This window comes from Candidatus Competibacteraceae bacterium (assembly GCA_016699715.1).
In the GTDB taxonomy this organism is placed as follows: domain Bacteria; phylum Pseudomonadota; class Gammaproteobacteria; order Competibacterales; family Competibacteraceae; genus Competibacter.
Map to the genome: position 1 here is coordinate 2,520,299 of CP065007.1, position 20,986 is coordinate 2,541,284.

Genomic DNA, 20,986 nt, shown 5'->3' on the forward strand with positions numbered 1-20,986 from the left:
ACCGCCACGACCGAAGTTCCACCCCGATGGTGATCAGTCTCAAAAACTTACTGGATAAGGTCGGAATGGATCACTAAAAACTTAGTCGAATCTACGAAAAAATCAACAATAGCAAATAATTACATTATTGTTGATAAAGAGCATATGGATATGTATGAAAAAGTTACATTCGAAAACGTCATGGTTGTTTATATGCCTCAGCGTGGGTTCAATCGCCGCCAAGCGGCCGGGTCCTGCTGACTGCCGGGTTTTTCCCAGATGCCGCGCCGGTCCCGCTTCGCCTCGGTCTGAGCCTGCCGGTAAGCGGCCGAATCGTTGTACTGTTCGTAAACGGCCGCTTGCCCTCGCCGGACCATCTCCAAACCCACATCGGTTGGCCCGACGAACACTTGGGCGACCGTCCGGCCGTAGCGGTCCTGATCCCGCACCCGCAGCGTGATGTTGTTACGGAGCAGCAGCTCGCGCAACGCATCACGCGACTTGGTGCCCCACGGCTTCTGGCCCATCTCCGGGGTGTCGATGCCGAACATCCGTACTTTGACCGTGCCTTCCGGGCAACTGGCGGTCAGGGTGTCGCCGTCGTAGACCGATTTGACGGCGCAGCTTAATTCCGCGCCCTTCGGTATCGCCGAAGGCGGCGCCTTGGGTTCGTGCAGAAAGTAGCTGATCGCGGCGATGCCGATCACCAGCCCCCCGATCAGCCACGGTGAACGGTTCCGGCGCCGGCGGCGGGCGCGACTCAATTCGCCCCGCAGCAGGCTTTGCAAGAGTTTCAGTAGATCCTGTTTCACGAAAAATCCCGGATTGCGCGCGTGACGGCGCTAAGCACCGTGCAGCGCCTTGGCATGATAGGCGAGGTGTTCGCCGATGAAGGTGGCGATGAAGTGATAGCTGTGATCGTAGTCTTCTTGCCACCGCAGGGTCAGCGGAAAATTGCGGGCGGCGCAGATCCGTTCGAGCGACGCCGGATGCAACTGCTGGGCGAGGAATTCGTCGGCGGTGCCTTGATCGATCAACAATGGAATGGCTGGCGCGCCTTCCTCGATCAGGCGGACGACATCGTAAGCAACCCAGTCCTCGCGATTGGAGCCGAGATAAGCCTTGAAACAGCCTTGCCCCCAACCGCAGGCCATCGGGTGACAGATCGGCGCGAACGCGGAGACGGAACGGTAGCGTTCCGGTTCCCGCAACGCGCAGATCAGCGCGCCGTGGCCGCCCATCGAGTGCCCGGTAATGGAGCGCGCTTCGGTAATCGGCAGATTCGCTTCGACCAGCGCCGGCAGTTCGCGGGTCACATAATCGTACATACGATAGTGTCGTGCCCACGGCTCTTGAGTGGCGTTGACGTAGAACCCCGCCCCCTGACCGAGATCGTAGCGCTCCGGTACGTCCGGCACCTCCGCGCCGCGCGGGCTGGTGTCGGGGATGACCAGGGCCAGCCCCAGTTCCGCCGCGTAACGCTGCGCTCCGGCCTTGACCCGGAAGTTGTCGTCGGTGCAGGTCAGGCCGGACAGCCAGTAGACCGCCGGAACTTTTTCCGTCTCCGCCTGGGGGGGGAGATAGACGGAAAAGCTCATGTCGCAATCGCAGGCTTGCGAACGGTGGCGGTAGCGGTTCAGCCAGCCGCCGAATTCCTTGATCGATTCGATGTGCTCCACCGGCGGGATTCCCCTAGAAAATGATGACGGAACGGATGCTTTTGCCCTCGTGCATCAGGTCGAAAGCGGTGTTGATATCTGCCAGCGGCAAGGTGTGGGTCACCATGCGATCCAGTTCGATCTTGCCCTGAAGATAGTGGTCCACGTAACCGGGTAACTGACTGCGGCCCTTGACCCCACCGAAGGCGGTGCCTTTCCAGGTGCGGCCAGTGACCAGTTGGAACGGCCGGGTGCGGATTTCCTGACCGGCTCCCGCCACGCCGATGATGGTGGAGACGCCCCAGCCCATGTGGCAGCACTCCAGCGCCTGGCGCATGACGTTGACGTTGCCGATGCACTCGAAGGAGTAATCGACGCCGCCGTTGCTCATCTCTTTGATGGCTTCGACCACGTCGCCGCCGATCTCGGCCGGGTTGAGGGTATCAGTCGCGCCCAACGCAGTGGCCATGGCGAATTTGTCGGGATTAAGGTCGATGGCGATAATCCGCCCGGCCCGTGCCATCACCGCGCCCTGAATCACCGACAGGCCGATGCCGCCCAGCCCGAACACCGCGACCGTCGAACCCGGTTCGACCTTGGCGGTGTTGAGCACCGCGCCGATGCCGGTGGTGACGCCGCAACCCAGCAGGCAGACCTTATCCAGCGGCGCCGCCGGGTTAATTTTGGCCAAGGCGATTTCCGGGACGACGGTGTACTCGGAAAAGGTCGAACAGCCCATGTAGTGAAACAGCGGCGTGCCCTTGCAGGAAAAGCGGCGGGTATGGTCGGGCATGTAGCCGGTCCACACCGTGGCGGCGATGGACTGGCACAGATTGGTTTTGGTGGAGCGACAGTACTCGCACTCGCCACATTCGGGGATATAGAGCGGGATGACGTGATCGCCGGGTTTCAAGCCCTTGACGCCGGGGCCGCATTCGACCACCTCACAGCCGCCCTCGTGACCGAGGACGCAGGGAAACGCGCCTTCCGGGTCGTCGCCGGACAGCGTGAAGGCGTCGGTGTGACAAACGCCGCTGGCCACGACTTTCAATAGAATCTCGCCTTCCTTGGGACCTTCCACGTCGATTTCTTCGATGACCAGGGGCTGCTTCGGCTCCCAGGCCACGGCCGCGCGTGCTTTCATCTGAGTCGTCTCCTCCAGGAGGGTTCGGGGTGACGGCGTGCTTACTTTGCCGCCGCCAGTGCTTGTTCCAGATCGGCGAGGATATCGTCGATGTGCTCGATGCCGATCGACAGTCGCACCAGATCCTCGCTCACGCCCGCCTTCTCCAGCTCCGCCGGAGACAACTGGCGGTGCGTCGTGGTGGCCGGATGGCAGGCCAGCGATTTGGCGTCGCCGATGTTGACCAGCCGGGTCACCAGTTGCAGCGCGTCGATGAACTTGGCGCCGGCCGTGCGGCCGCCCTTGATGCCGAAGCTGAGGATGCTGGAGCCACGCCCGCCCATGTATTTGTCCACCAGCGGTTTCTCCGGGCTATCCGCCAGCGCCGGGTATTTGATCCAGGTCACTTGCGGATGGTCGCGCAGATATTCCGCCGCCTTGACCGCGTTTTCGCAATGGCGGTCCATCCGCACCGGCAAGGTCTCGATGCCCTGTAAAATCAGAAAGCTGTTGAACGGCGAGATCGCCGCGCCGGTGTTGCGTAGCGGTACCACCCGTGCCCGGCCGATGAACGCCGCCGGCCCCAGCGCTTCGACATAGACCACGCCGTGGTAGGACGGATCGGGTTCGTTCAGCCGGGCGAAGCGGGTCTTGTGCTGATCCCATGGAAAACAGCCGGAATCGACGATGACGCCGCCGATACTGGTGCCGTGGCCGCCCATGTACTTGGTCAGGGCGTGGACCACGATGTCGGCGCCATGCTCGAACGGCCGACATAAGTACGGGGTTGGCACGGTGTTGTCCACGATCAGCGGCACGCCCTGGGCGTGCGCCACCTCGGCCAGCGCGCCGAAATCCACCACGTTGGCCGCCGGGTTGCCAATCGATTCGCAGAACACCGCCTTGGTCCGGTCGTCGATCAGCCGGCCCATCGCCTCGGTGTCGCGGTAGTCGGCAAAACGCACTTCAATACCGTAACGCGGCAAGGTGTGAGCGAACAGGTTGTAGGTGCCGCCGTACAGACTGGAGGTGGTGACGATGTTGTCGCCGGCCTCGGTGATGGTCATGATGGCGTAGGTGATGGCCGCCATGCCCGAGGCCACGCCCAGTGCGCCGACCCCGCCCTCCATGGCGGCCACCCGCTGTTCCAGAACGGCGGTGGTGGGGTTCATGATCCGGGTGTAGATGTTGCCCGGCACCTTCAGGTCGAACAGATCGGCGCCGTGCTGGGTGTCGTCGAAGGCGTAGGACGTGGTTTGGTAGATGGGAACGGCGACGGCCTTGGTGGTGGCTTCCGGGGTATAGCCGCCGTGGATGGCGATGGTCTCGATTTTCATTGGTTTGGGTTCCCTTCAGTGGTCGTGGGTCTACAAAGTCTGGACGCGGAAATCAGGAAATGTCCAGTAGAGTCATGCCGTAGACCAGGCCTTGCAGTATGAGCCAGGCATAGCCGGCCGCCAGCAGGTCGTCGAACATGATGCCGAAGCCGCCGCCGATGCGTTGGTCGGCCCGCCGGATCGGCCACGGTTTGAGAATGTCGAACACCCGGAACAGAATGAAGCCGATCACGATCCATAACCAACCGGCTGGGGCGGCGATCATGGTGACGAAATAGCCGACCACCTCGTCCCAGACGATGGCGGGATGATCGTGGACACCGAGATCGCGGGCGGCACGATCACAGATCCAGATGCCCACCACGAAACCGAAAGTGGTTAACAGAAGATAGGCCCACAATGGCAGCGGTTGCGCCAACAGGTACAGCGGAATCGCCGCCAGCGTACCGAAGGTGCCGGGCGCCTTGGGGGCGCAGCCGGAGCCGAAGCCGAGGGCGAGAAAATGGATGGGATCGCGGAAGACGCGGGCACAAGGCTTTTCAGCGATTTTCCCCTGGATGGGGGGAGGCGGGGAGAGGAGTGAAGTACGATTCATATTCTTGGTGACTCCAAGCCTCTTGGAGAGGCGGCAATACATCAGGCTTCATGTAAGAGCCTGTTTAGGATCTCCGGAGTAAGAGCGCGAGGAAAGCGAGAACGACCATTTGGCGGCTGGCGTGGAGCTTGCGTTCCCGGTTTTTCCAGAGACGGCGGCACGTTTCGAGCCAACCGAAGGAACGTGCCACCACCCAACGCTTGGGTAGAATCCTGAAGGTATGGAGCGTGTTCCACTTCGCCACCTCGACCGTTGCGCCGAGGATGTCGGCCACGCCCCGCGCAAACGGTTCGCCGGTGTAGTCACCCATATAAATGACGACCGCGCTCAAGGGGGTCTCTCCGCATTTCAGGTGCCCGAGCCGAACATTCAGCTGAAATGGTCATAACCTCGCCGCTCCAGGTGAAAGGTCGCACCATCGGCGTGCACCAATCGCAAGCCCGGTTCCGCCGTGACGACGCCGATGCGGGTGCGGCGGCAGTTCCACTCGGCCACGTTGCCTTCCAGTTGCGAAATTCGTTCCGGCGGCACGGCGAAGCAGAGTTCGTAATCGTCGCCACCGGTCAGGGCGGTCACGACGGTGGCGGTTTCCCGGTCCAGGCTGGCCACCAAGGCCGGCGACAGCGGCAGCCGCTCCACCTCCAGTCGTGCCCCGACCTGGCTGCGTTCCAGGATATGGCTCAGATCCTGCGCCAGCCCGTCGGAGACATCGATGGCGGCGCTGGCGATTCCACGCAGCGCCAAGCCCTCGGCGATTCGCGGCTCCGGTCGTTCCAGTCGCGCCCGGATGTAGCCCTCATGACCGGCCGCGATAGTGGCCTTGCCGAACGCCGCCGCCAGCGCCAAGCCAGCATCGCCTGGGGTGCCGGTAACATAGAGACCATCACCCGGTTTCGCGCCGTCGCGGCGCAGCGCCAGCCCCGGTGGCACGAAACCCTGCGCTTGAATGGTGATGACGATGACGGGACCGTGCGTGACATCGCCGCCAATCAGTTGCACCCCGTATCGATCCGCCAGCGTGAACAGCCCCCGGCAAAACGCCGCCAACCATGCCTCGTCGGCTTGGGGCAGGGTCAGCGCCAGCGTGGCCCAAGCCGGGGTCGCGCCCATCGCCGCCAGATCGCTGAGATTGACCGCCAGTGCCTTGTGGCCGACGCCTTCCGGATCGGCGTCGGCGAAGAAATGCACCCCGGCCACCAGCGTGTCCACGGTTGTCGCCAACTGCTGGTCGGCCGGAGGCAGTAGCAGCGCGCAGTCGTCGCCGATGCCCAGCGCCACATCGGGACGCTGGAAGCGGTGCGCGGCGAAGTAACGCTCGATCAGGGAAAATTCGGAGATGGACATGGGCGGAACGGACTCCGGCGGATTCGACCGGCGTCGAGCGGGGCATCAGGACGGGCGCTGGATATCCCGCCGGGCGGTCGAAATCGTTACGGTAAAACCGGCGATCACATCGCTCAGGGTCATCAGCACGATCAGAAAGAAGGTCATGTTGGCCATGCGCGGCATCACGAGTAGCTCGATCAGGGCGATGATGAATACCACCAGCGACAGCACATGGTTGAGAATGGCGGCGGTCGAACTGCTGGTGGCGCGATACACCTCGACGCAGAGCAGCAACAGGCCCACCACCAGCAACAGGTCGCCGCCCTGAAACGGCAGCATCGATTCGGATAGCAGGGGTAGCACGAACACCACGCCGTTCAGCCAGCCCGGCGCGACCAGGGCCAGAGCGGTGTAGGCGGCGACGATAATCGCAAGCAACGGAAAACTGGCCATCACGTTTTTTCTCCAGAAAGCGACAAGGCCGCCCCGCGGGCGGCCTTTTTCCAGACGATCAGCGGCAAGTTAAGCCTCGAACCGCCGCAATACCAGCGTGGCGTTGGTGCCACCGAAGCCGAAGCTGTTGGATATCACCACCTTGAGATCGGCGTTGTCCACCCGCTCGCGGACGATTGGCATCCCTTCCGCCGCCGGGTCGAGGGTTTCGATGTTGGCCGAGGCGGCGATGAAGCGGTTGTCCATCATCAGCAGCGAGTAAATCGCCTCATGCACCCCCGCCGCGCCCAGCGCGTGGCCGGTTAGCGACTTGGTGGCGCTGATCGGCGGAACGTGCTCGCCGAACATTTCACGGATCGCCTCCAGTTCGCGCATGTCGCCGGCGGGCGTACTGGTGCCGTGGGTATTGATGTAATCCACCGGCTCGTTCACCCCCTCCAGCGCCAGTCGCATGCAGCGCAGCGCGCCCTCGCCGGACGGCTGCACCATGTCGTGACCGTCGGAGGTCGCTCCATAGCCGATCAATTCGGCATAGATCCGCGCGCCACGCCGCCGGGCGTGCTCCAGTTCCTCCAGCACCACGATGCCGCCACCGCCGGAGATCACGAAACCGTCGCGGCTGGCGTCGTAGGGTCGGGAGGCGGTTTGCGGCGTGGCGTTGTACTTGGTGGACAAGGCGCCCATGGCGTCGAACAGGTGGGTCAAACTCCAGTGCACTTCTTCGCCGCCGCCGGCGAACACCACATCCTGCTTGCCCCACTGGATCAGTTCGCCGCCGTGACCGATGCAGTGCGAGCTGGTGGCGCAGGCGGAACCGAGACTGTAATTCACGCCCTTGATCTTGAACGGCGTCGCCAGGCAGGCGGTGGTGGTGCTGCTCATGGTGCGTGGCACCATGTACGGCCCGACCCGCTTCAATCCCTTGTTGCGCAGCAGATCGGCGGCTTCGACGATGTTCTGCGGACTGCCGCCGCCGCTGCCGGTGATCAGGCCGGTGCGCGGGTTCGAGACCACCTCATCGCTTAATTTGGCGTCGGCGATGGCCTCACGCAGGGCCAGAAAGTTGAAAGCGGCGGCATCACCCATGAACCGCAGCACCTTGCGGTCGATCTGGGCCGCCAGATCGACTCGCAGCGGCCCGCGCACATGCGAGCGCAGGCCCATTTCCTGGTAATCCGGTGCGTACTCCAGACCACTGCGGCCCTGCCGCAACGATTCCAGCACTTCCCAGCGATCGTTGCCGATGCTGGACACGATACCGATACCCGTGACAACCACTCGTCTCATGGTCCTCATCCTCAAAAGCCGTCGGTCGAGGTAAAAAGTCCGACCCGCAGGTCTTTCCCGAAGTAAATGGTCCGGCCGTCGACGTCCAGGGTCGCGTCGGCGATGCCCATGACCAGTTTACGCAGAATGACCCGCCGCATGTGAATGTGATAAGTCAATTTCCTGGCTTCGGGACGCACTTGGCCGGTGAATTTGACCTCACCGCAACCGAGCGCCCGCCCCCGCCCCTGGCCGCCCATCCATCCCAGGAAAAATCCCACCAGTTGCCACATGGCGTCCAGTCCCAGGCAACCCGGCATCACCGGATCGCCGATAAAATGGCAGCCGAAAAACCACAGCTCGGGATCAATGTCCAATTCCGCGACGATTTCGCCTTTGCCGTACTGACCACCCTCGGCGCCGATGTGGACGATACGGTCAACCATCAGCATGTTCGGTAACGGTAATTGAGCGTTGCCGGGGCCAAACAATTCGCCGCGGGCGCAGGCGAGCAATTCCTCGCGAGTGTAGCTGGATTCTTTGTTCACAACCGTGGGTACTCAAAGTAGCGCAACTGGGGAAAACCGAAATGGAGCAAAGCTGGAAATACGAAATTTTATAGGATTTTTACCGGCTGGTGGGGAAAATGAGTGGCCGGCGGGCGCGGCGACGCAGCGATCGCCGCCGCCCGACACGCTCATGGTCGGTCGGTGCCGATCTTATCTTCGGTGCCAGCCAGCAGTTGGCGAATGTTGGAGCGGTGCCGCCAGACCAGCAGCGCCACCATGACCAGCACGGCGGCAAGGTAGGTGTCCGGCACTCCGAATCCCCAGGCGAGCAGCGGGGTCAGCGCGGCGGCGGTCAAGGCCGACAGCGAAGAAACGCGGACCACGAAGGCCATGAACAACCAGGTAGCGAACGCCGCCAGCGCCACCAGATACGAGAGGCCGAGTATCGCCCCGAACGCGGTCGCCACGCCCTTGCCACCCTCGAAGCCGAAGAATACCGGATAGAGATGCCCCAGAAACGCCGCCAGCGCGGTCAGGGCCAATCCCATTTCCCCCACATCCGCCAGCCGTGCCAGCAGCACCGGCAGCAGTCCTTTGGCAAAGTCGCCGGCCAGGGTAATGGCGGCGGCCTTCTTGCCACCGAAGCGCAGCACGTTGGTGGCGCCGGGGTTGCGCGACCCTTCGCTGCGCGGGTCGGGCAGTCCCATCGCCCGGCAGACCAGGATGGCGGTGGAAATCGAACCGGCCAGATAGCCGAGAACGACAAACAACAGGTTTGTGAGCATAGAATACCGTCGTCAAGCACTTCGGAAAGCCGGCACGGTAGCCAGCGGGGACTGGGACGGAGTCGGGCGGCGGTTAACGCCGGCTCAAAGCGGGATGGTCGAGGACCTCCGCCCGACCGGATCGACCCTTACTGCTTATAAAGATAATTCATCGCTGGGAGCCCCGTCATGGACATTATTTTTATCCGCGAACTGCGCATAGAAACGCTCATCGGCGTTCATCCCTGGGAACGCCAGGCCCGCCGGAACCTGCTGCTGGATCTGGAACTGGGCACCGATATCCGCCCAGCGGCCGAAAGCGACCGGCTCGCCGATACGCTCGACTACCAGGCCATGGCACAACGGATTGCCGCGCTCGCGGCCGCCAGCGACTTCCAGTTGCTGGAAACTTTGGCCGAGCGCATCGCGGAGTTGTTGCTGCGGGAATTCGCCGCGCCCTGGCTGCGCTTGACCCTGCGCAAGCCCGGCGTGCCGTCCGATGCCCGCGAGGCTGGCGTCGTCATCGAACGCGGCGGTCGGGGCTGAAGCGCGATGGTCCAGGTTTACGTCGGTGTCGGCAGCAACATCGAACCGGAACGACACATCCGCTCCGGGCTGGCCGCGCTGCGGCGGCGTTTCGGCCCCTTGACCCTGTCCACCATCTACGCCAGCGCGGCGGTCGGTTTCGTCGGCGACGACTTTCTCAACCTGGTGGCGGGTTTCGAAACCGAATGGACGGTACATGAGGTCCTTGCCGGTCTGCGGGCGATCGAGGTCACCCACCAGCGGCACGGTGGTGGTCCAAAACTCGCGCCGCGGGCACTGGATCTGGATTTGCTGCTCTACGGCGATCTGGTGTGGCGTGAGGCGGAAACTCATATCCCTCGCGACGAGATCGTCCGCCACGCCTTCGTGCTGCGACCGTTGGCCGAGGTGGCCGGCGACCGTCGCCATCCACTGTTGGGGTCCACCTTCGCCGAACTATGGGCCGCCCACGATCAGTCGCGGGAAACGCTCACGCCGGTGATGCTGGCGCTGGATCGCTAAGCCTTATTCCAAAATGCAGCGTCCCGCTCAACCCGGTATCCGATTCGCCCCCGAGCCCTGCTCCTTACAACCGGCTCCACTGTTCGCGCCGCTGCTCCCGGATACGCGGCATCATCACAGCCAGTAACAGGCAGGCACCCAGCAGTACCGCGCCCATCAGAAACCGCAGGTTGTCGTTGTCGTCGCGCAGCGCCCGATTTTCCTGCTGGACCAGTTGCAGTTCCCGTTCCAGGACCACAGCCTGTTCCTGCAACATCTTGTTGCGCTCGTCGATCGCCACCGTATCGGCCGACACCTTGCGGTATTGCGCCAATTGCTGGCGCAACCGCAGCGCTTCGTCGTACAGCCGCGGATAGCTGAGATTCTCTTCTCCCGGCTTGCCGACCACCTCTTCCAGATGTTGTTTGAGATCCACATTCCGACTCTGCAATTGCTCCAGATTCTGACGGACACCGGCGAGTTGCTCCCGGCTGCTTGGGGTGTCGGTGACCTGGGCGCTAGGCAGCCAACCCTTGACCCCGGTTGGCGTGCGGATCTGGGTATAGCCCTTGACCGCATCCACTTTCAGCACGTCGATGGCGGTGCCGCTGCGCACCGCGCCGATGATCTTGTAGCGGTTGGAAGCGCCCGCGCGCAGCGGGACGTCCAGCAAATCGCTGACATAGGTGGCGGATCGCGCCTGATCTGCCGCTTGTGTTTGAGCCAGGGCTGGCATGGGGGCAACAATAATCAGAAGGGCGGCCCAAAAAAACGGACTCGTGAGAGATTTCATCGGAGAAGATTGCACGTCGGGAAATTCATCGGAGGCTGGCATAATTTTGGGCGATTGTAGCCTGTTTGCAGCGCGGGTTTATATCCAGGTAAACACCATGATGCCCAAATAAAAAATCCGGCGGCAAGCCTGCGCCTGCTTGCGCGCCTGTGGTAAAAAACATTTTGACACTTCCTCCAAACCTACCTCCATTTTACTGGCAACGCTCATGCTTCCAGCTTCCAACCCGCTCGATCGCCTGCCCGCGCCCGACCCCGCCGCCGCCGCGCACAGCGCCCGGCTACTCGACCGGATTCGCACCGAAATCACCGCGGCTGGTGGCGCCATCTCCTTTGCCCGGTTCATGGATCTGGCGCTGTATGCCCCTGGTCTGGGCTATTACCGGGCCGGCGCCCGCAAGTTCGGCCCGGACGGCGATTTCGTCACCGCTCCGGAATTGTCGCCGCTGTTCTCGCGCTGTCTGGCGCGTCAATGCCAGCCGATTCTGGAGGCGCTGGGGGGTGGCGCCCTGCTCGAATTCGGTGCCGGCACCGGCATCATGGCCGCCGACCTGCTGCGGGAACTGCATGCACTGGAGGCCCTGCCGGAGCGTTACGCCATCCTGGAACTGAGCGGCGAGTTGCACCAGCGCCAACGCCAGACCCTGGCGGAACGGGTGCCCGATCTGCTGGACCGCGTGGTCTGGCTGGAGGCGTTGCCGGACCCGGGCCTGCGCGGCGTGGTGTTGGCCAACGAGGTGCTGGACGCTCTGCCGGTCGAACGCTTCCACATCACCGAGGCGGGGCCACGCCGACTGGCGGTGACCTGGAAAGAAACGGGGCTGGATTGGGTGGAAGGCGACGAAGATCCCGAAATAACCGCCGCCGTCGCCCGCATCGAACAGGAACTGGGTTGGCGCCTGCCGCCAGGCTACACCTCCGAATACGTGCCCCATCTGGATGCCTGGCTGGGCGCCATCGCCGAAACGCTGACGGCGGGCGCGCTGCTGTTCGTCGATTACGGTTATCCGCGCCGGGACTACTACCACCCCGAACGCGTGACCGGCACCTTGCTCTGCCATTACCGTCACCGTGTTCACGACGATCCGCTGATTCTGCCCGGCTTGCAGGACATCACCGCCAGCGTGGACTTCAGCGCCGTGGCCGACGCCGCGCTCGTCGCCGGGCTGGACGTGGCCGGCTACACCGCCCAGAACTACTTTCTGTTCGGCTGCGGCCTCATGGATCTGCTGGCCGACGCGGACCCCGCCGACACGCTCCGTTACCTGGAGCAGACCCGTCAGGTCAAGCTGTTGACCCTGCCCGGCGAAATGGGCGAACGCTTCCAGGCCATCGCCTTGACGCGCGGCCTCGACCTGCCGTTGCGCGGTTTCGCCATGCGGGACGAGCGCGGGCGGCTATAGTTTGCTTAGGCATACGGCTGGAGGCGCCGCGCATGGGTCAGGAAATCGCCTACTCCCAATTCACCCACCGGGATTTCGAGCGGTTTGGGGAACGGCTGCGCCGGGAAACGGCCATCCTGCACGACTGGTTGCGGGAACGGCGTTTCGCCCCGGTCAGCGGCGTCGCGGGCTTCGAGGTCGAGGCGTGGCTGGTGGATCGGGCCGGCCAGCCGGCACCGCTCAACCAGGCATTTCTGGAGCGGATGGCCGATCCGCTGGTGGTGCCGGAACTGAGCGTGTTCAACATCGAACTCAATACCCCACCGCTGGCGCTGCACGGCGGCGCGCTGCGACGGATGCACGGCAACCTCGAAAGCCTGTGGCAACGCTGCCAGCGAGTCGCCGCCGATCTGGACGCCACCGTGGCGCTGATCGGCATCCTGCCGACTCTGCGCGACACGGATCTGAGCGTGGAACACATGTCGAACCAGGAGCGCTACCGGGCCATCAACGATCAGATCCTGCGGCGGCGGCACGGCCAGCCAATGCAGTTGGCTATCCACGGCACGGAAACCCTGCGTCTTTCCCATCCCGACGTGATGCTGGAAGCCGCCACCACCTCGTTTCAGGCGCACTTGCAAGTCGTACCCGAGCAAGCCGCCGCCTTCTTCAATGCCGCGCTGGCGCTGTCGGCGCCACTGGTGGCCGCCACCGCCAACTCGCCGCTGCTGTTCGGCAAGGTGCTTTGGGAAGAAACCCGGATCCGGCTGTTCGAACAGGGCGTGGATCTACCGGGCGGAGCCAGCGCCGACAATCCGGCCTACCGCCGGGTGACCTTCGGGAACGATTACATCCGGAACTCGCTGCTGGAACTGTTCGCGGAAAACCTGACGCACTACCCGCCCTTGCTGCCGGTCGATCTCAGCGCGGAACCAATCGGCCAACTGCCACACCTGCGCCTGCACAACGGTACGATCTGGCGCTGGAACCGACCGCTGCTGGGCTTCGAGGCCGACGGCGCGCCGCACCTGCGCATCGAACACCGGGTGATGCCGGCCGGTCCCAGCATTCCCGACCTGATCGCCAACGCGGCGCTGTACTACGGACTGGTTCACGCACTGGCGCGGGCGGTGCCGCCGGTATCGACGGCGCTGCCTTTCGCCTTGAGCCGGGCGAATTTCTACGCGGCGGCGCGGGACGGGTTGCGGGCCGAGATCGTGTGGTTGAACGGCCGGCGCGCATCGTTGCGGCAACTGCTGCTGGAGGAACTGCTGCCGCTGGCCCGGCGCGGGCTGCGGGCGCTGGAGATCGACGCGGCGGATGTGGAAGCGTATCTGGATATCGTCGCGGCGCGGGTGGATAGCGGTCGCACCGGCTCGGACTGGCAGCGGCGCTTTCTCGCTCGCCACGGACCGGATCTGAACGAGCTGACCCTGGCCTATCTGGCGCGGCAGCGGAGTGGTAGGCCGGTGCATGAGTGGGCGGATTAGTTCCGCTTAGAACGTTCGCGCCAGCGCCAGCGCCAGACAGGCCGTCACGCCCGCCGTCAGCACCCGCCGCAATCGGCCGTACCAGTCCGGTAAGCAACCGGTCGCCACGGCGCGGCGGTCCATCGCATACTGCGCGGCAAAGCCGAGTAGCAGCAACGCCACGCCCTGATGATGCGGCAGCCACAGTGCCACCCAGGCCAGCAGGGCCGGCACCACGCTCCAAGCCATCGCCCGCCACAGCCGGCCGGCATCGCTCTCTCGCAACGCCGCGCCCCAGCCGACGGCGCCGGTAAAGCCGAGGATGACGGCGGCGTAGGTGTGCAGCGCCAGCCAGGCCAAATCCCGCCACTCCGCCGGCCCCAGCCACAGCGCGGCGACCGGCGCGATGAAGGGAATCAGCCCCGTCCCGCCCAGCCATAATGCGGCAGCGGGAATAGCGGTCGTCTGGGCGGTGTTGGAGTGCGCGGATACGGTCGAGTTCATGGCCGAGACCTCCGTTGGATTAAAGCAGTTGCTCGATGGCCGCGATCAATTGCGGGTCGTCCGGGCGAGTTCGGGATGGAAACAGCGCCACCACCACGCCGTTGCGATCCAGCAGATATTTGTAGAAATTCCATTGCGGGTAACCGTCGCCACCCGCGGCCAACTGGTGGTAGAAGGGGTGAGCCGCCGCGCTGGATACACCGATCTTTTCATACATCGGGAATCGCACGCCGTAGTTCAGCCGGCAGAAATTCTGGATGTCCTTTTCGCCGCCCGGCTCCTGGGCGAAATCATTGGACGGAAACCCCAGTACCACCAGCCCTTGCTTGCGGTAACGGTCGTACAGAGCATCCAATCCTTGGTACTGCGGCGTAAACCCGCACTGGCTGGCGGTATTGACCACCAGCAGCACCTTGCCGGCATATCGCTCGCACAGGGATTCGGCGCGGTCGCTGGCGAGCGGGCGCATCCGAAAATCGAGGTTGGCCGGGCAATCGTCGGTCAATGCCATTCGCAACGGCGCGAGTGCCAGGATCAATAGAACCAGAACATGCGGCATTACGGTCACCTTTTGATCGATGGAAGCGATATCTTCGACGAAAGTCTGCACTGTCGTACAAATATTGTATGGATATAGGCGAGGAATACGACGAAAAAACCGATTTGTGCATTTTTTGTATAAAATTCGTCACCTGCTATCCTGAATCGCATTGCGCGATGCGAGAGGTCCTCCGACGATGCGGACGAACAACGGCAACCACGGCTTACCCGGCGAAGGACTGGTCCCCATTCGCACGGTTTCCAGCCTGACCGGGGTGAATTCGGTGACGCTGCGCGCTTGGGAGCGCCGCTACGACCTGATCAAACCCATTCGCACTCCCAAAGGCCATCGCCTGTATACCATGGCCGACGTGAAAATGATCAATCGGGTGGTCGCGCTGCTGGACAACGGCATGTCCATCGGCCAGGTACGCCAAGTGCTGGAAACCGGGCAGGCGTGCCTCGACCCACCGCCGGTCGCCCCGCCGGACCTCGACCCTTGGCCAACCAACCAACGCCGCCTGCTGCGGGCAATCATCGAGTTCGATGACGGCGTGTTGAACGAGGTCTACAACGAAATCCTCGCGCTGTATCCCGTGGACATTGTCACCAGCCGGCTGATCGTGCCGCTGCTGCGGGAATTGGGCGAACGATGGTCGCAAGGCGAGGGTAGCATTGCCGAGGAGCATTTCTTCAGCATGTTTCTGCGCAACAAGCTGGGGGCGCGTTTCCATCATCTGGGTCGAGGTCGGCAGGGTCCAAAGCTACTGGCGGCCTGCTTGCCGGGCGAGCGACACGAAGTCGGTCTGCTGCTGTTCGCCTTGGCGGCGCTGGACTGGAACTACCGGGTGGTGCTACTGGGTCCGAATACGCCGCTGGAGGAATTGCCGCCGGTGGCGGCACGCGCCTCGACCCAGGCCATTGTCCTGTCCGGCTCGGTGGAAGCCGCCGCGACGGCGATCGAGCACGACCTGCCGCAACTGTGTCGCGCGGTGTCGATCCCGGTTTTTATCGGCGGCCGGATTGCTGGACGTCATCCAGTCGCCATACGCGCCGCCGGAGCGATTCCGCTGGGCGACGATCTCAATCTGGCGCTGCGCGGGATCGACGCGACACTGACCCGCCGCTGACGCTGGCTTGCCACTTGGGGGTGAGTTCGATGATCTCCTCGTTCTCGATGCCGTCCTGAAACACATCGTTCCAGGCTACGTACAGCAACGCTCCCAGATAGACCGGTAGCGGCAGCGCCAGCACTTGGGCGGGGATGGAAAAAAAACCGAAAAACGGCAGCACCACCAGCACCAGGCCAGCCAGACCCAGCACCGGAAACAGCCACGGATTGAGCTGCATGGCCAGCGCGCTATGCCGCCAGCAGGCCGATAGTGGGAGTTCGCGGAACAATTTCAGTGGGATGGCAAACCAGGTGAGCAGTACCTGCAAAACCAATAGCACGCCACCCAGCACACTGAGTTGCGTCCCCAACACGGTGTTGGCCACGCCGAAGGTCGTTGGAGGCATTCCGGGCATGCCGTCGAGGGTGGCGAGATCCGTCGGCAGCAGTTGATCCTGTACCCAGTAGATCACCAGATAAGCCTGCAATAGCAGCACGAACAGAAACAGGCTGGTCTTGCCCAGCGCCTTGAGAGCGGTTCGATTGAACAGTTGCCGAGGCGCCGGCGGCTGCTTGCGGTTGGCGGCGCGGGCCAGGGCGCAGGCCAGAGTCACCGTTAGGCTCAACGGCAAACCGTAGCAGAATACGGTGGCGATCAGCGTGACCCAGGCGCCCAGCGGCGGCAGCCACCAATGCCAGATCGGCAGCGCGAGCAACAAGGCGCTGCCGGCCGGCGCGAACAGGGCGACGGCCACGAACAGCCATGGCCGTCGCCGCATCAACTGCCAGGCCTGTATCAGCCAGTCCCAACCATCGCGCGGCGCCAGCGCCCGCGGCCCGAAACCTCGCATGTCCACCGTCCCGTTGGAAAGTCAGTACGGCTAGTTTAACGTGGACGGCCACGGCACACAGCATTCATGATGCCCGGTGCTCTCCGCCGCCGCCCGCGCGCTGGCGACAACCGGCGCGCGGGCTTTGATCCGGGCCGGATTCATGACATCATTTCCAAACACACTGGCGAGCAGGGGTTTGCTCCGCCGCGCGCCTGAAGCCGGCTCCGAACGATGCGCCAATTTTCACGGTCCAAGTCGATGAGTTTGAAATGAACGCCGGAACCCTGTACATCGTCGCCGCCCCCTCCGGAGCGGGCAAAACCAGCTTGGTCAAAAGTTTGGTGGAAACCACGCCGGAAGTCGCCGTCTCGGTTTCCCACACCACTCGACCGCTTCGTCCCGGCGAGCGAGATGGCGTCCACTACCACTTCGTGTCCCCCGATACCTTTGCGAGGATGATCGCCGAGGATGCGTTCCTGGAGCAGGCTCAGGTATTCAGCCACCGCTACGGTACCAGTCGCGCCGCGGTCATGTCCCAGTTGCAAGCCGGGCGGGATGTGATCCTGGAAATCGACTGGCAGGGCGCCCGCCAAGTGCGGGCGCTGTGGCCGGACAGCACGACGATTTTCATTCTGCCGCCATCCCGGCAGGCCCTGCGCGAGCGTCTCGCGGGGCGCGGTCAGGATGGCCCCGAGGTCATCGAACAGCGCATGGCGGCGGCGCTGGACGAATTGTCGCACTACGCCGAGTTCGATTATCTGGTGGTTAACGACCAATTCGCGGTAGCGCTGGACGCGCTGCGCGCCATTGTGATCGCCCAACGCCAGCGTCGGGTGGCGCAACTGGAGCGGCAGCGGGAACTGCTCCGGTCGCTGTTGTCTTAATTACTTGTTTTAACTAATATACTCGGTTCCCACTTCCGACATTGAACCCGGAGCAATTGCTGACATGGCTCGAATCACCGTTGAAGACTGTTTGGATCGGGTGGACAACCGCTTCGAACTGGTGCTGATCGCCGCGCGCCGCGCCCGCGATCTGGCGCTGGGACGGGAAGCACTGGTCCCCTGGGAAAACGACAAACCCACCGTCGTCGCGTTGCGGGAACTGGCCGAAGGCAAGATCGATCATCTGATCCAGGAAAAATACCGCCAGATGCATGCCGCTCCCGAGGCCGAGTCGCCGCTTGCCACCCCCAGCGAGCCTCCGCCCGAGCCGGGCTGACAGCACCGGTTTCCAATCCTTCAGGAGAACCCGATCTTGCTGAGCGCGACGTTGTGGGAAGTCCGGGACAACAGCCAGCCGCTGCGGAAACTGGCTGTCGACGACGAATGGCTGGACGATTTGCGTCTCCGCATCGACGACCTCTGTGCCATCGCCAGCGGATATCTCGAACCCGACCAGGTCGAGCGCCTGCGCGATGCCTGCGGTTTTGCCGCCGAGGCGCATGCCGGCATCTACCGCAAGAGCGGCGAACCTTACATCTTTCACCCGTTGGCGGTGGCCCGCATTCTCGCCAACGTCCGCTTCGACTACATCACGCTGCAGGCGGCCTTGCTGCACGATGTCATCGAAGACACCCATTACAGCAAGGAGCAGCTCAGCGCCCGTTTCGGACCGGAGGTCGCCGATCTGGTGGACGGCGTCAGCAAGCTGACCCAGATCCAGTTCAACTCCAAACTGGAAGCGCAGGCCGAAAACTTCCGCAAGATGTTCCTGGCCATGGCCAAGGATCTGCGGGTGATCATGATCAAGCTGGCCGACCGCTTGCACAACATGCGCACTCTCGGCGCCATGCGCCCGGAATCGCGCCGCCGCATCGCCCGCGAAACGCTGGAAATCTACGCGCCCATCGCCGGCCGCTTGGGCATGAACCACCTGCGCCAGGAGTTGGAAAACCTCGGCTTTAGCCACCTGCACCCGCTGCGCTTTCGGGTGTTGCAGGATGCGGTGCGCAAGCTGAGCGGTAACCGCCGGGAGATTGTCGGCCAGCTCGAAAGCCGCATTCAAACCCGCCTTGAAGAAGAAAGCATTCAGGCCCGGGTCATGGGCCGCGGCAAGCATTTATGGGGTATCTACCGAAAGATGCATGGCAAGCACCTGCCGTTCAAGGATGTCTACGACGTCTACGCGGTGCGGGTCGTGGTCGACACCGTGGATACCTGCTATCGGGTGCTGGGGGTGATGCATAACCTGTACAAACCGTACATGAACCGGTTCAAGGACTACATCGCCATCCCCAAGGCCAACGGCTATCAGTCGCTGCACACGGTGTTGTTCGGCCCCAACAGCGTCCCGATCGAAGTGCAGATCCGCACCGAGGAAATGCATGTCATGGCCGAGGTCGGCGTCGCCGCGCACTGGCGCTACAAATCCGGCGACGGCCAGGGTAGCCACACCCAGCAGCGCGCCCGCGAGTGGTTGCAAAAGCTGTTGGATATGCAGCGCCGCGCCGGTAACCCGGTGGAATTCCTGGAAAGCGTCAAGGTGGATCTGTTCCCGGACGAGGTCTACGTGTTCACCCCGCGCGGCGAGATCGTCGATCTGCCGCGCGGCGCCACCGCGGTGGACTTCGCCTACGCCATCCACTCCGATGTCGGCAATACCTGCGTGGGCGCCAAGGTGGACCGGCGACTGGTGCCGCTGCGTACGCCGCTGACCACCGGCCAGACCGTCGAGGTGATCATTACACCCACCGCCCGCCCCAATCCGGCTTGGCTCAACTTCGTGGTCACCGCCAAGGCACGCTCCAGCATCCGCCATTACCTCAAGCACCTACGGCGCGAGGAGGCGGTCCTGCTCGGTAAGCGCTTGTTGGAAAAGGCGTTGGCCGGACGCGTTGGCGGGTTGGGCGAACTGCCGGCGGAGCGGGTCCAGACACTCCTGCTGGAGTTCAACCTAAGCGATTTCAACGGCTTGCTGGCCGATATCGGCCTGGGCAACCGCTTTGCGGCACTGATCGCCAAGCGGCTGTTGCCGGAAGATGGCGAGGACGAAGTCCGTCCGCCGGAGGACATCGACGCCCAGCCATTGCTGATCAAGGGTACCGAGGGTACGGTGGTCGGTTTCGGCAAGTGCTGCCGGCCGCTGCCGGGCGATCCCATCATCGGTTACCTCAACGCCGGGCGTGGCATCGTTATCCACCGGGACAATTGTAAAAACGTCGCCAGCTACAAGAAAAACCCCGAGAAATGGATCGAGGTGGAATGGGAGCAACAATCCGGTGCCGACTTTAGCGCCGAACTGCGGCTCGAGGTGGCTAACAAACGCGGAGTGCTGGCCACCATCGCCGCCGCCATCTCCGCCACCGACACCAATATCGAGACCATCAACACCACGGAACGGGACGGCAACACCACCACCGTGCATCTGCTGCTCAACGTCCGCGACCGGGCGCAACTGGCCCGAGTGATGCGCCAGTTACGCACTTTGCCGGAAACGCTAAAGCTGGCCCGGCGCGGCTAATAACCCCACTCCAGTCCCACATGGAGGAGGGCGTTCGCTCGAACCGGTTCTCCACCCCTGCCGGAGAACGCAGCAAAGGAACCTTCAAGTCATGCCCCGTGAAATCATCAAGACCGATCAGGCCCCGGCCGCCATCGGCACCTATTCCCAGGCGGTCAAGGTCGGCCGCACCGTTTACCTGTCCGGCCAGATTCCGCTGGACCCCGCCACCATGCAACTGGTCGATGGCGGCATGGACGCGCAGATCCGCCGGGTGTTCGACAATCTGGCGGCGGTGGCCCGCGCCGGCGGCGGCGGTCTGGCCGATACGGTCAAGCTCAACGTGTTTTTGACCGATCTTGGCCATTTTGCCCTGGTCAACCAGATCATGGCCGAGTATTTCCAGGAACCCTATCCGGCCCGGGCGGCGATCGGGGTTGCGGCTCTACCACGCGGCGCGCCAGTGGAAATGGACGCGGTACTGGCGCTGCCGGACTAGAGCCCAGGAAACATGGGCGGGAGTGGATCAGGTCGCCCACGACATCGAGAACCGTCTCGAAAGTCAGGCACGGATTCCACGCAGCGCCGCCAGCCTGTTCGCGGCTTCCAAGACCGTCGCCCGTCAGGAACTCCACGGCCACGTCGAAGCCTTGCGCTTGCCGGAAAACCACCCCGGCATTCAAGGCATCGGCCTTGTCGGGCGCATCCCGCCGGGCCAAAAAACCGCGCATATCGCGGCGGTCCGCCAGGAAGGCTTTCCCGGTCCAGCCGCCCATCCCCCGCCGGAGGGCGCGAATTCCATGCTGCGATCCTCTATATCGAACCTTTCTTGTCGTGGCCGATCCATGATCGCTGGCGCTGGAGGATACTGAACCGAA

The 20,986-nt window shown here is 63.4% G+C and carries 24 protein-coding genes and 1 pseudogene; 10 read left to right on the top strand and 15 right to left on the bottom strand.

Annotated elements, in window-relative coordinates:
• Positions 1-197: 197 nt before the first annotated feature.
• From IPM89_11285 to plsY, 11 genes and pseudogenes are all read right to left on the bottom strand, one after another.
• Positions 198-791 (bottom strand): thermonuclease family protein, encoded by a 594-nt coding sequence (locus tag IPM89_11285; GenBank protein QQS53458.1) that lies wholly within the window; start codon positions 789-791, stop codon positions 198-200.
• A gap of 30 nt (positions 792-821) precedes the next feature.
• Positions 822-1,658, bottom strand: coding sequence for an S-formylglutathione hydrolase (gene fghA, locus IPM89_11290; GenBank protein QQS53459.1), 837 nt, complete (start codon positions 1,656-1,658; stop codon positions 822-824).
• Between the two features lie 13 nt (positions 1,659-1,671).
• The gene (locus tag IPM89_11295; protein ID QQS53460.1) at positions 1,672-2,781 is read right to left on the bottom strand and encodes an S-(hydroxymethyl)glutathione dehydrogenase/class III alcohol dehydrogenase; all 1,110 of its coding nucleotides are present in this window, start codon (positions 2,779-2,781) and stop codon (positions 1,672-1,674) included.
• Positions 2,782-2,822: 41 nt separating this feature from the next.
• The gene (locus tag IPM89_11300; protein ID QQS53461.1) at positions 2,823-4,097 is read right to left on the bottom strand and encodes a bifunctional O-acetylhomoserine aminocarboxypropyltransferase/cysteine synthase; all 1,275 of its coding nucleotides are present in this window, start codon (positions 4,095-4,097) and stop codon (positions 2,823-2,825) included.
• 52 nt (positions 4,098-4,149) lie between these two features.
• Positions 4,150-4,692 (bottom strand): phosphatidylglycerophosphatase A, encoded by a 543-nt coding sequence (locus tag IPM89_11305; protein QQS53462.1) that lies wholly within the window; start codon positions 4,690-4,692, stop codon positions 4,150-4,152.
• Between the two features lie 64 nt (positions 4,693-4,756).
• Positions 4,757-4,966: pseudogene (locus tag IPM89_11310) on the bottom strand (transposase).
• A 95-nt stretch (positions 4,967-5,061) separates the two neighbouring features.
• Positions 5,062-6,036, bottom strand: coding sequence for a thiamine-phosphate kinase (thiL, locus tag IPM89_11315; GenBank protein ID QQS53463.1), 975 nt, complete (start codon positions 6,034-6,036; stop codon positions 5,062-5,064).
• 45 nt (positions 6,037-6,081) lie between these two features.
• Positions 6,082-6,474 (bottom strand): hypothetical protein, encoded by a 393-nt coding sequence (locus IPM89_11320; protein ID QQS53464.1) that lies wholly within the window; start codon positions 6,472-6,474, stop codon positions 6,082-6,084.
• Between the two features lie 66 nt (positions 6,475-6,540).
• Complete coding sequence (gene fabB, locus IPM89_11325; GenBank protein QQS53465.1) at positions 6,541-7,758, bottom strand: beta-ketoacyl-ACP synthase I; 1,218 nt, start codon at positions 7,756-7,758, stop codon at positions 6,541-6,543.
• Between the two features lie 11 nt (positions 7,759-7,769).
• Positions 7,770-8,285, bottom strand: a complete 516-nt coding sequence (gene fabA, locus IPM89_11330; GenBank protein QQS53466.1) for a 3-hydroxyacyl-[acyl-carrier-protein] dehydratase FabA — start codon at positions 8,283-8,285, stop codon at positions 7,770-7,772.
• 149 nt (positions 8,286-8,434) lie between these two features.
• A complete protein-coding gene (gene plsY / locus IPM89_11335) occupies positions 8,435-9,031 on the bottom strand; it encodes a glycerol-3-phosphate 1-O-acyltransferase PlsY (GenBank protein ID QQS53467.1) in 597 nt (198 codons plus the stop codon).
• Positions 9,032-9,199: 168 nt separating this feature from the next.
• Here plsY and folB point away from each other — a divergent pair, with 168 nt between their 5' ends.
• Positions 9,200-9,556, top strand: coding sequence for a dihydroneopterin aldolase (gene folB / locus IPM89_11340; protein QQS53468.1), 357 nt, complete (start codon positions 9,200-9,202; stop codon positions 9,554-9,556).
• A gap of 6 nt (positions 9,557-9,562) precedes the next feature.
• Positions 9,563-10,057, top strand: a complete 495-nt coding sequence (folK, locus tag IPM89_11345) for a 2-amino-4-hydroxy-6-hydroxymethyldihydropteridine diphosphokinase (protein ID QQS53469.1) — start codon at positions 9,563-9,565, stop codon at positions 10,055-10,057.
• Between the two features lie 64 nt (positions 10,058-10,121).
• Here folK and IPM89_11350 read toward each other — a convergent pair whose 3' ends face one another.
• Positions 10,122-10,772 (bottom strand): TIGR04211 family SH3 domain-containing protein, encoded by a 651-nt coding sequence (locus IPM89_11350; protein ID QQS53470.1) that lies wholly within the window; start codon positions 10,770-10,772, stop codon positions 10,122-10,124.
• Positions 10,773-11,037: 265 nt separating this feature from the next.
• Between IPM89_11350 and IPM89_11355 the strand changes: the two genes are divergently transcribed.
• Positions 11,038-12,231 carry an SAM-dependent methyltransferase gene (locus IPM89_11355; protein ID QQS53471.1) on the top strand — a complete coding sequence of 398 codons (1,194 nt, stop codon included), beginning with the start codon at positions 11,038-11,040 and terminating at the stop codon, positions 12,229-12,231.
• Positions 12,232-12,263: 32 nt separating this feature from the next.
• Positions 12,264-13,700 carry a glutamate--cysteine ligase gene (locus tag IPM89_11360; protein ID QQS53472.1) on the top strand — a complete coding sequence of 479 codons (1,437 nt, stop codon included), beginning with the start codon at positions 12,264-12,266 and terminating at the stop codon, positions 13,698-13,700.
• Between the two features lie 6 nt (positions 13,701-13,706).
• On the opposite strand, the gene IPM89_11365 is transcribed toward IPM89_11360, so the two are convergent.
• Positions 13,707-14,183: a DUF3429 domain-containing protein gene (locus tag IPM89_11365; protein ID QQS53473.1), complete on the bottom strand. Its 477-nt coding sequence runs from the start codon at positions 14,181-14,183 to the stop codon at positions 13,707-13,709.
• A 19-nt stretch (positions 14,184-14,202) separates the two neighbouring features.
• On the bottom strand, positions 14,203-14,742 hold the full coding sequence (locus tag IPM89_11370) for a glutathione peroxidase (GenBank protein ID QQS53474.1): 540 nt from the start codon (positions 14,740-14,742) through the stop codon (positions 14,203-14,205).
• Between the two features lie 178 nt (positions 14,743-14,920).
• Here IPM89_11370 and IPM89_11375 point away from each other — a divergent pair, with 178 nt between their 5' ends.
• Positions 14,921-15,853: a MerR family transcriptional regulator gene (locus IPM89_11375; protein ID QQS53475.1), complete on the top strand. Its 933-nt coding sequence runs from the start codon at positions 14,921-14,923 to the stop codon at positions 15,851-15,853.
• Here the strand turns inward: IPM89_11375 and IPM89_11380 are convergent.
• On the bottom strand, positions 15,807-16,685 hold the full coding sequence (locus tag IPM89_11380; protein QQS53476.1) for a hypothetical protein: 879 nt from the start codon (positions 16,683-16,685) through the stop codon (positions 15,807-15,809). The two genes, IPM89_11375 and IPM89_11380, sit on opposite strands and share 47 nt — an antisense overlap.
• 251 nt (positions 16,686-16,936) lie before the next feature.
• On the opposite strand from IPM89_11380, the gene gmk reads away from it, so the two are divergent.
• The 5 genes from gmk to IPM89_11405 all read left to right on the top strand — a co-directional run bounded on the left by gmk (position 16,937) and on the right by IPM89_11405 (position 20,980).
• Positions 16,937-17,551 (top strand): guanylate kinase, encoded by a 615-nt coding sequence (gmk, locus tag IPM89_11385; protein QQS53477.1) that lies wholly within the window; start codon positions 16,937-16,939, stop codon positions 17,549-17,551.
• Between the two features lie 64 nt (positions 17,552-17,615).
• Entirely contained in the window at positions 17,616-17,888 is a 273-nt protein-coding gene (gene rpoZ / locus IPM89_11390) for a DNA-directed RNA polymerase subunit omega (GenBank protein ID QQS53478.1), read from the top strand.
• Positions 17,889-17,969: 81 nt separating this feature from the next.
• The gene (spoT, locus tag IPM89_11395; protein QQS55891.1) at positions 17,970-20,129 is read left to right on the top strand and encodes a bifunctional GTP diphosphokinase/guanosine-3',5'-bis pyrophosphate 3'-pyrophosphohydrolase; all 2,160 of its coding nucleotides are present in this window, start codon (positions 17,970-17,972) and stop codon (positions 20,127-20,129) included.
• 91 nt (positions 20,130-20,220) lie between these two features.
• Positions 20,221-20,607, top strand: a complete 387-nt coding sequence (locus IPM89_11400; GenBank protein QQS53479.1) for a RidA family protein — start codon at positions 20,221-20,223, stop codon at positions 20,605-20,607.
• Positions 20,608-20,629: 22 nt separating this feature from the next.
• On the top strand, positions 20,630-20,980 hold the full coding sequence (locus IPM89_11405) for a CHASE domain-containing protein (protein ID QQS53480.1): 351 nt from the start codon (positions 20,630-20,632) through the stop codon (positions 20,978-20,980).
• Positions 20,981-20,986 lie beyond the last annotated feature (6 nt).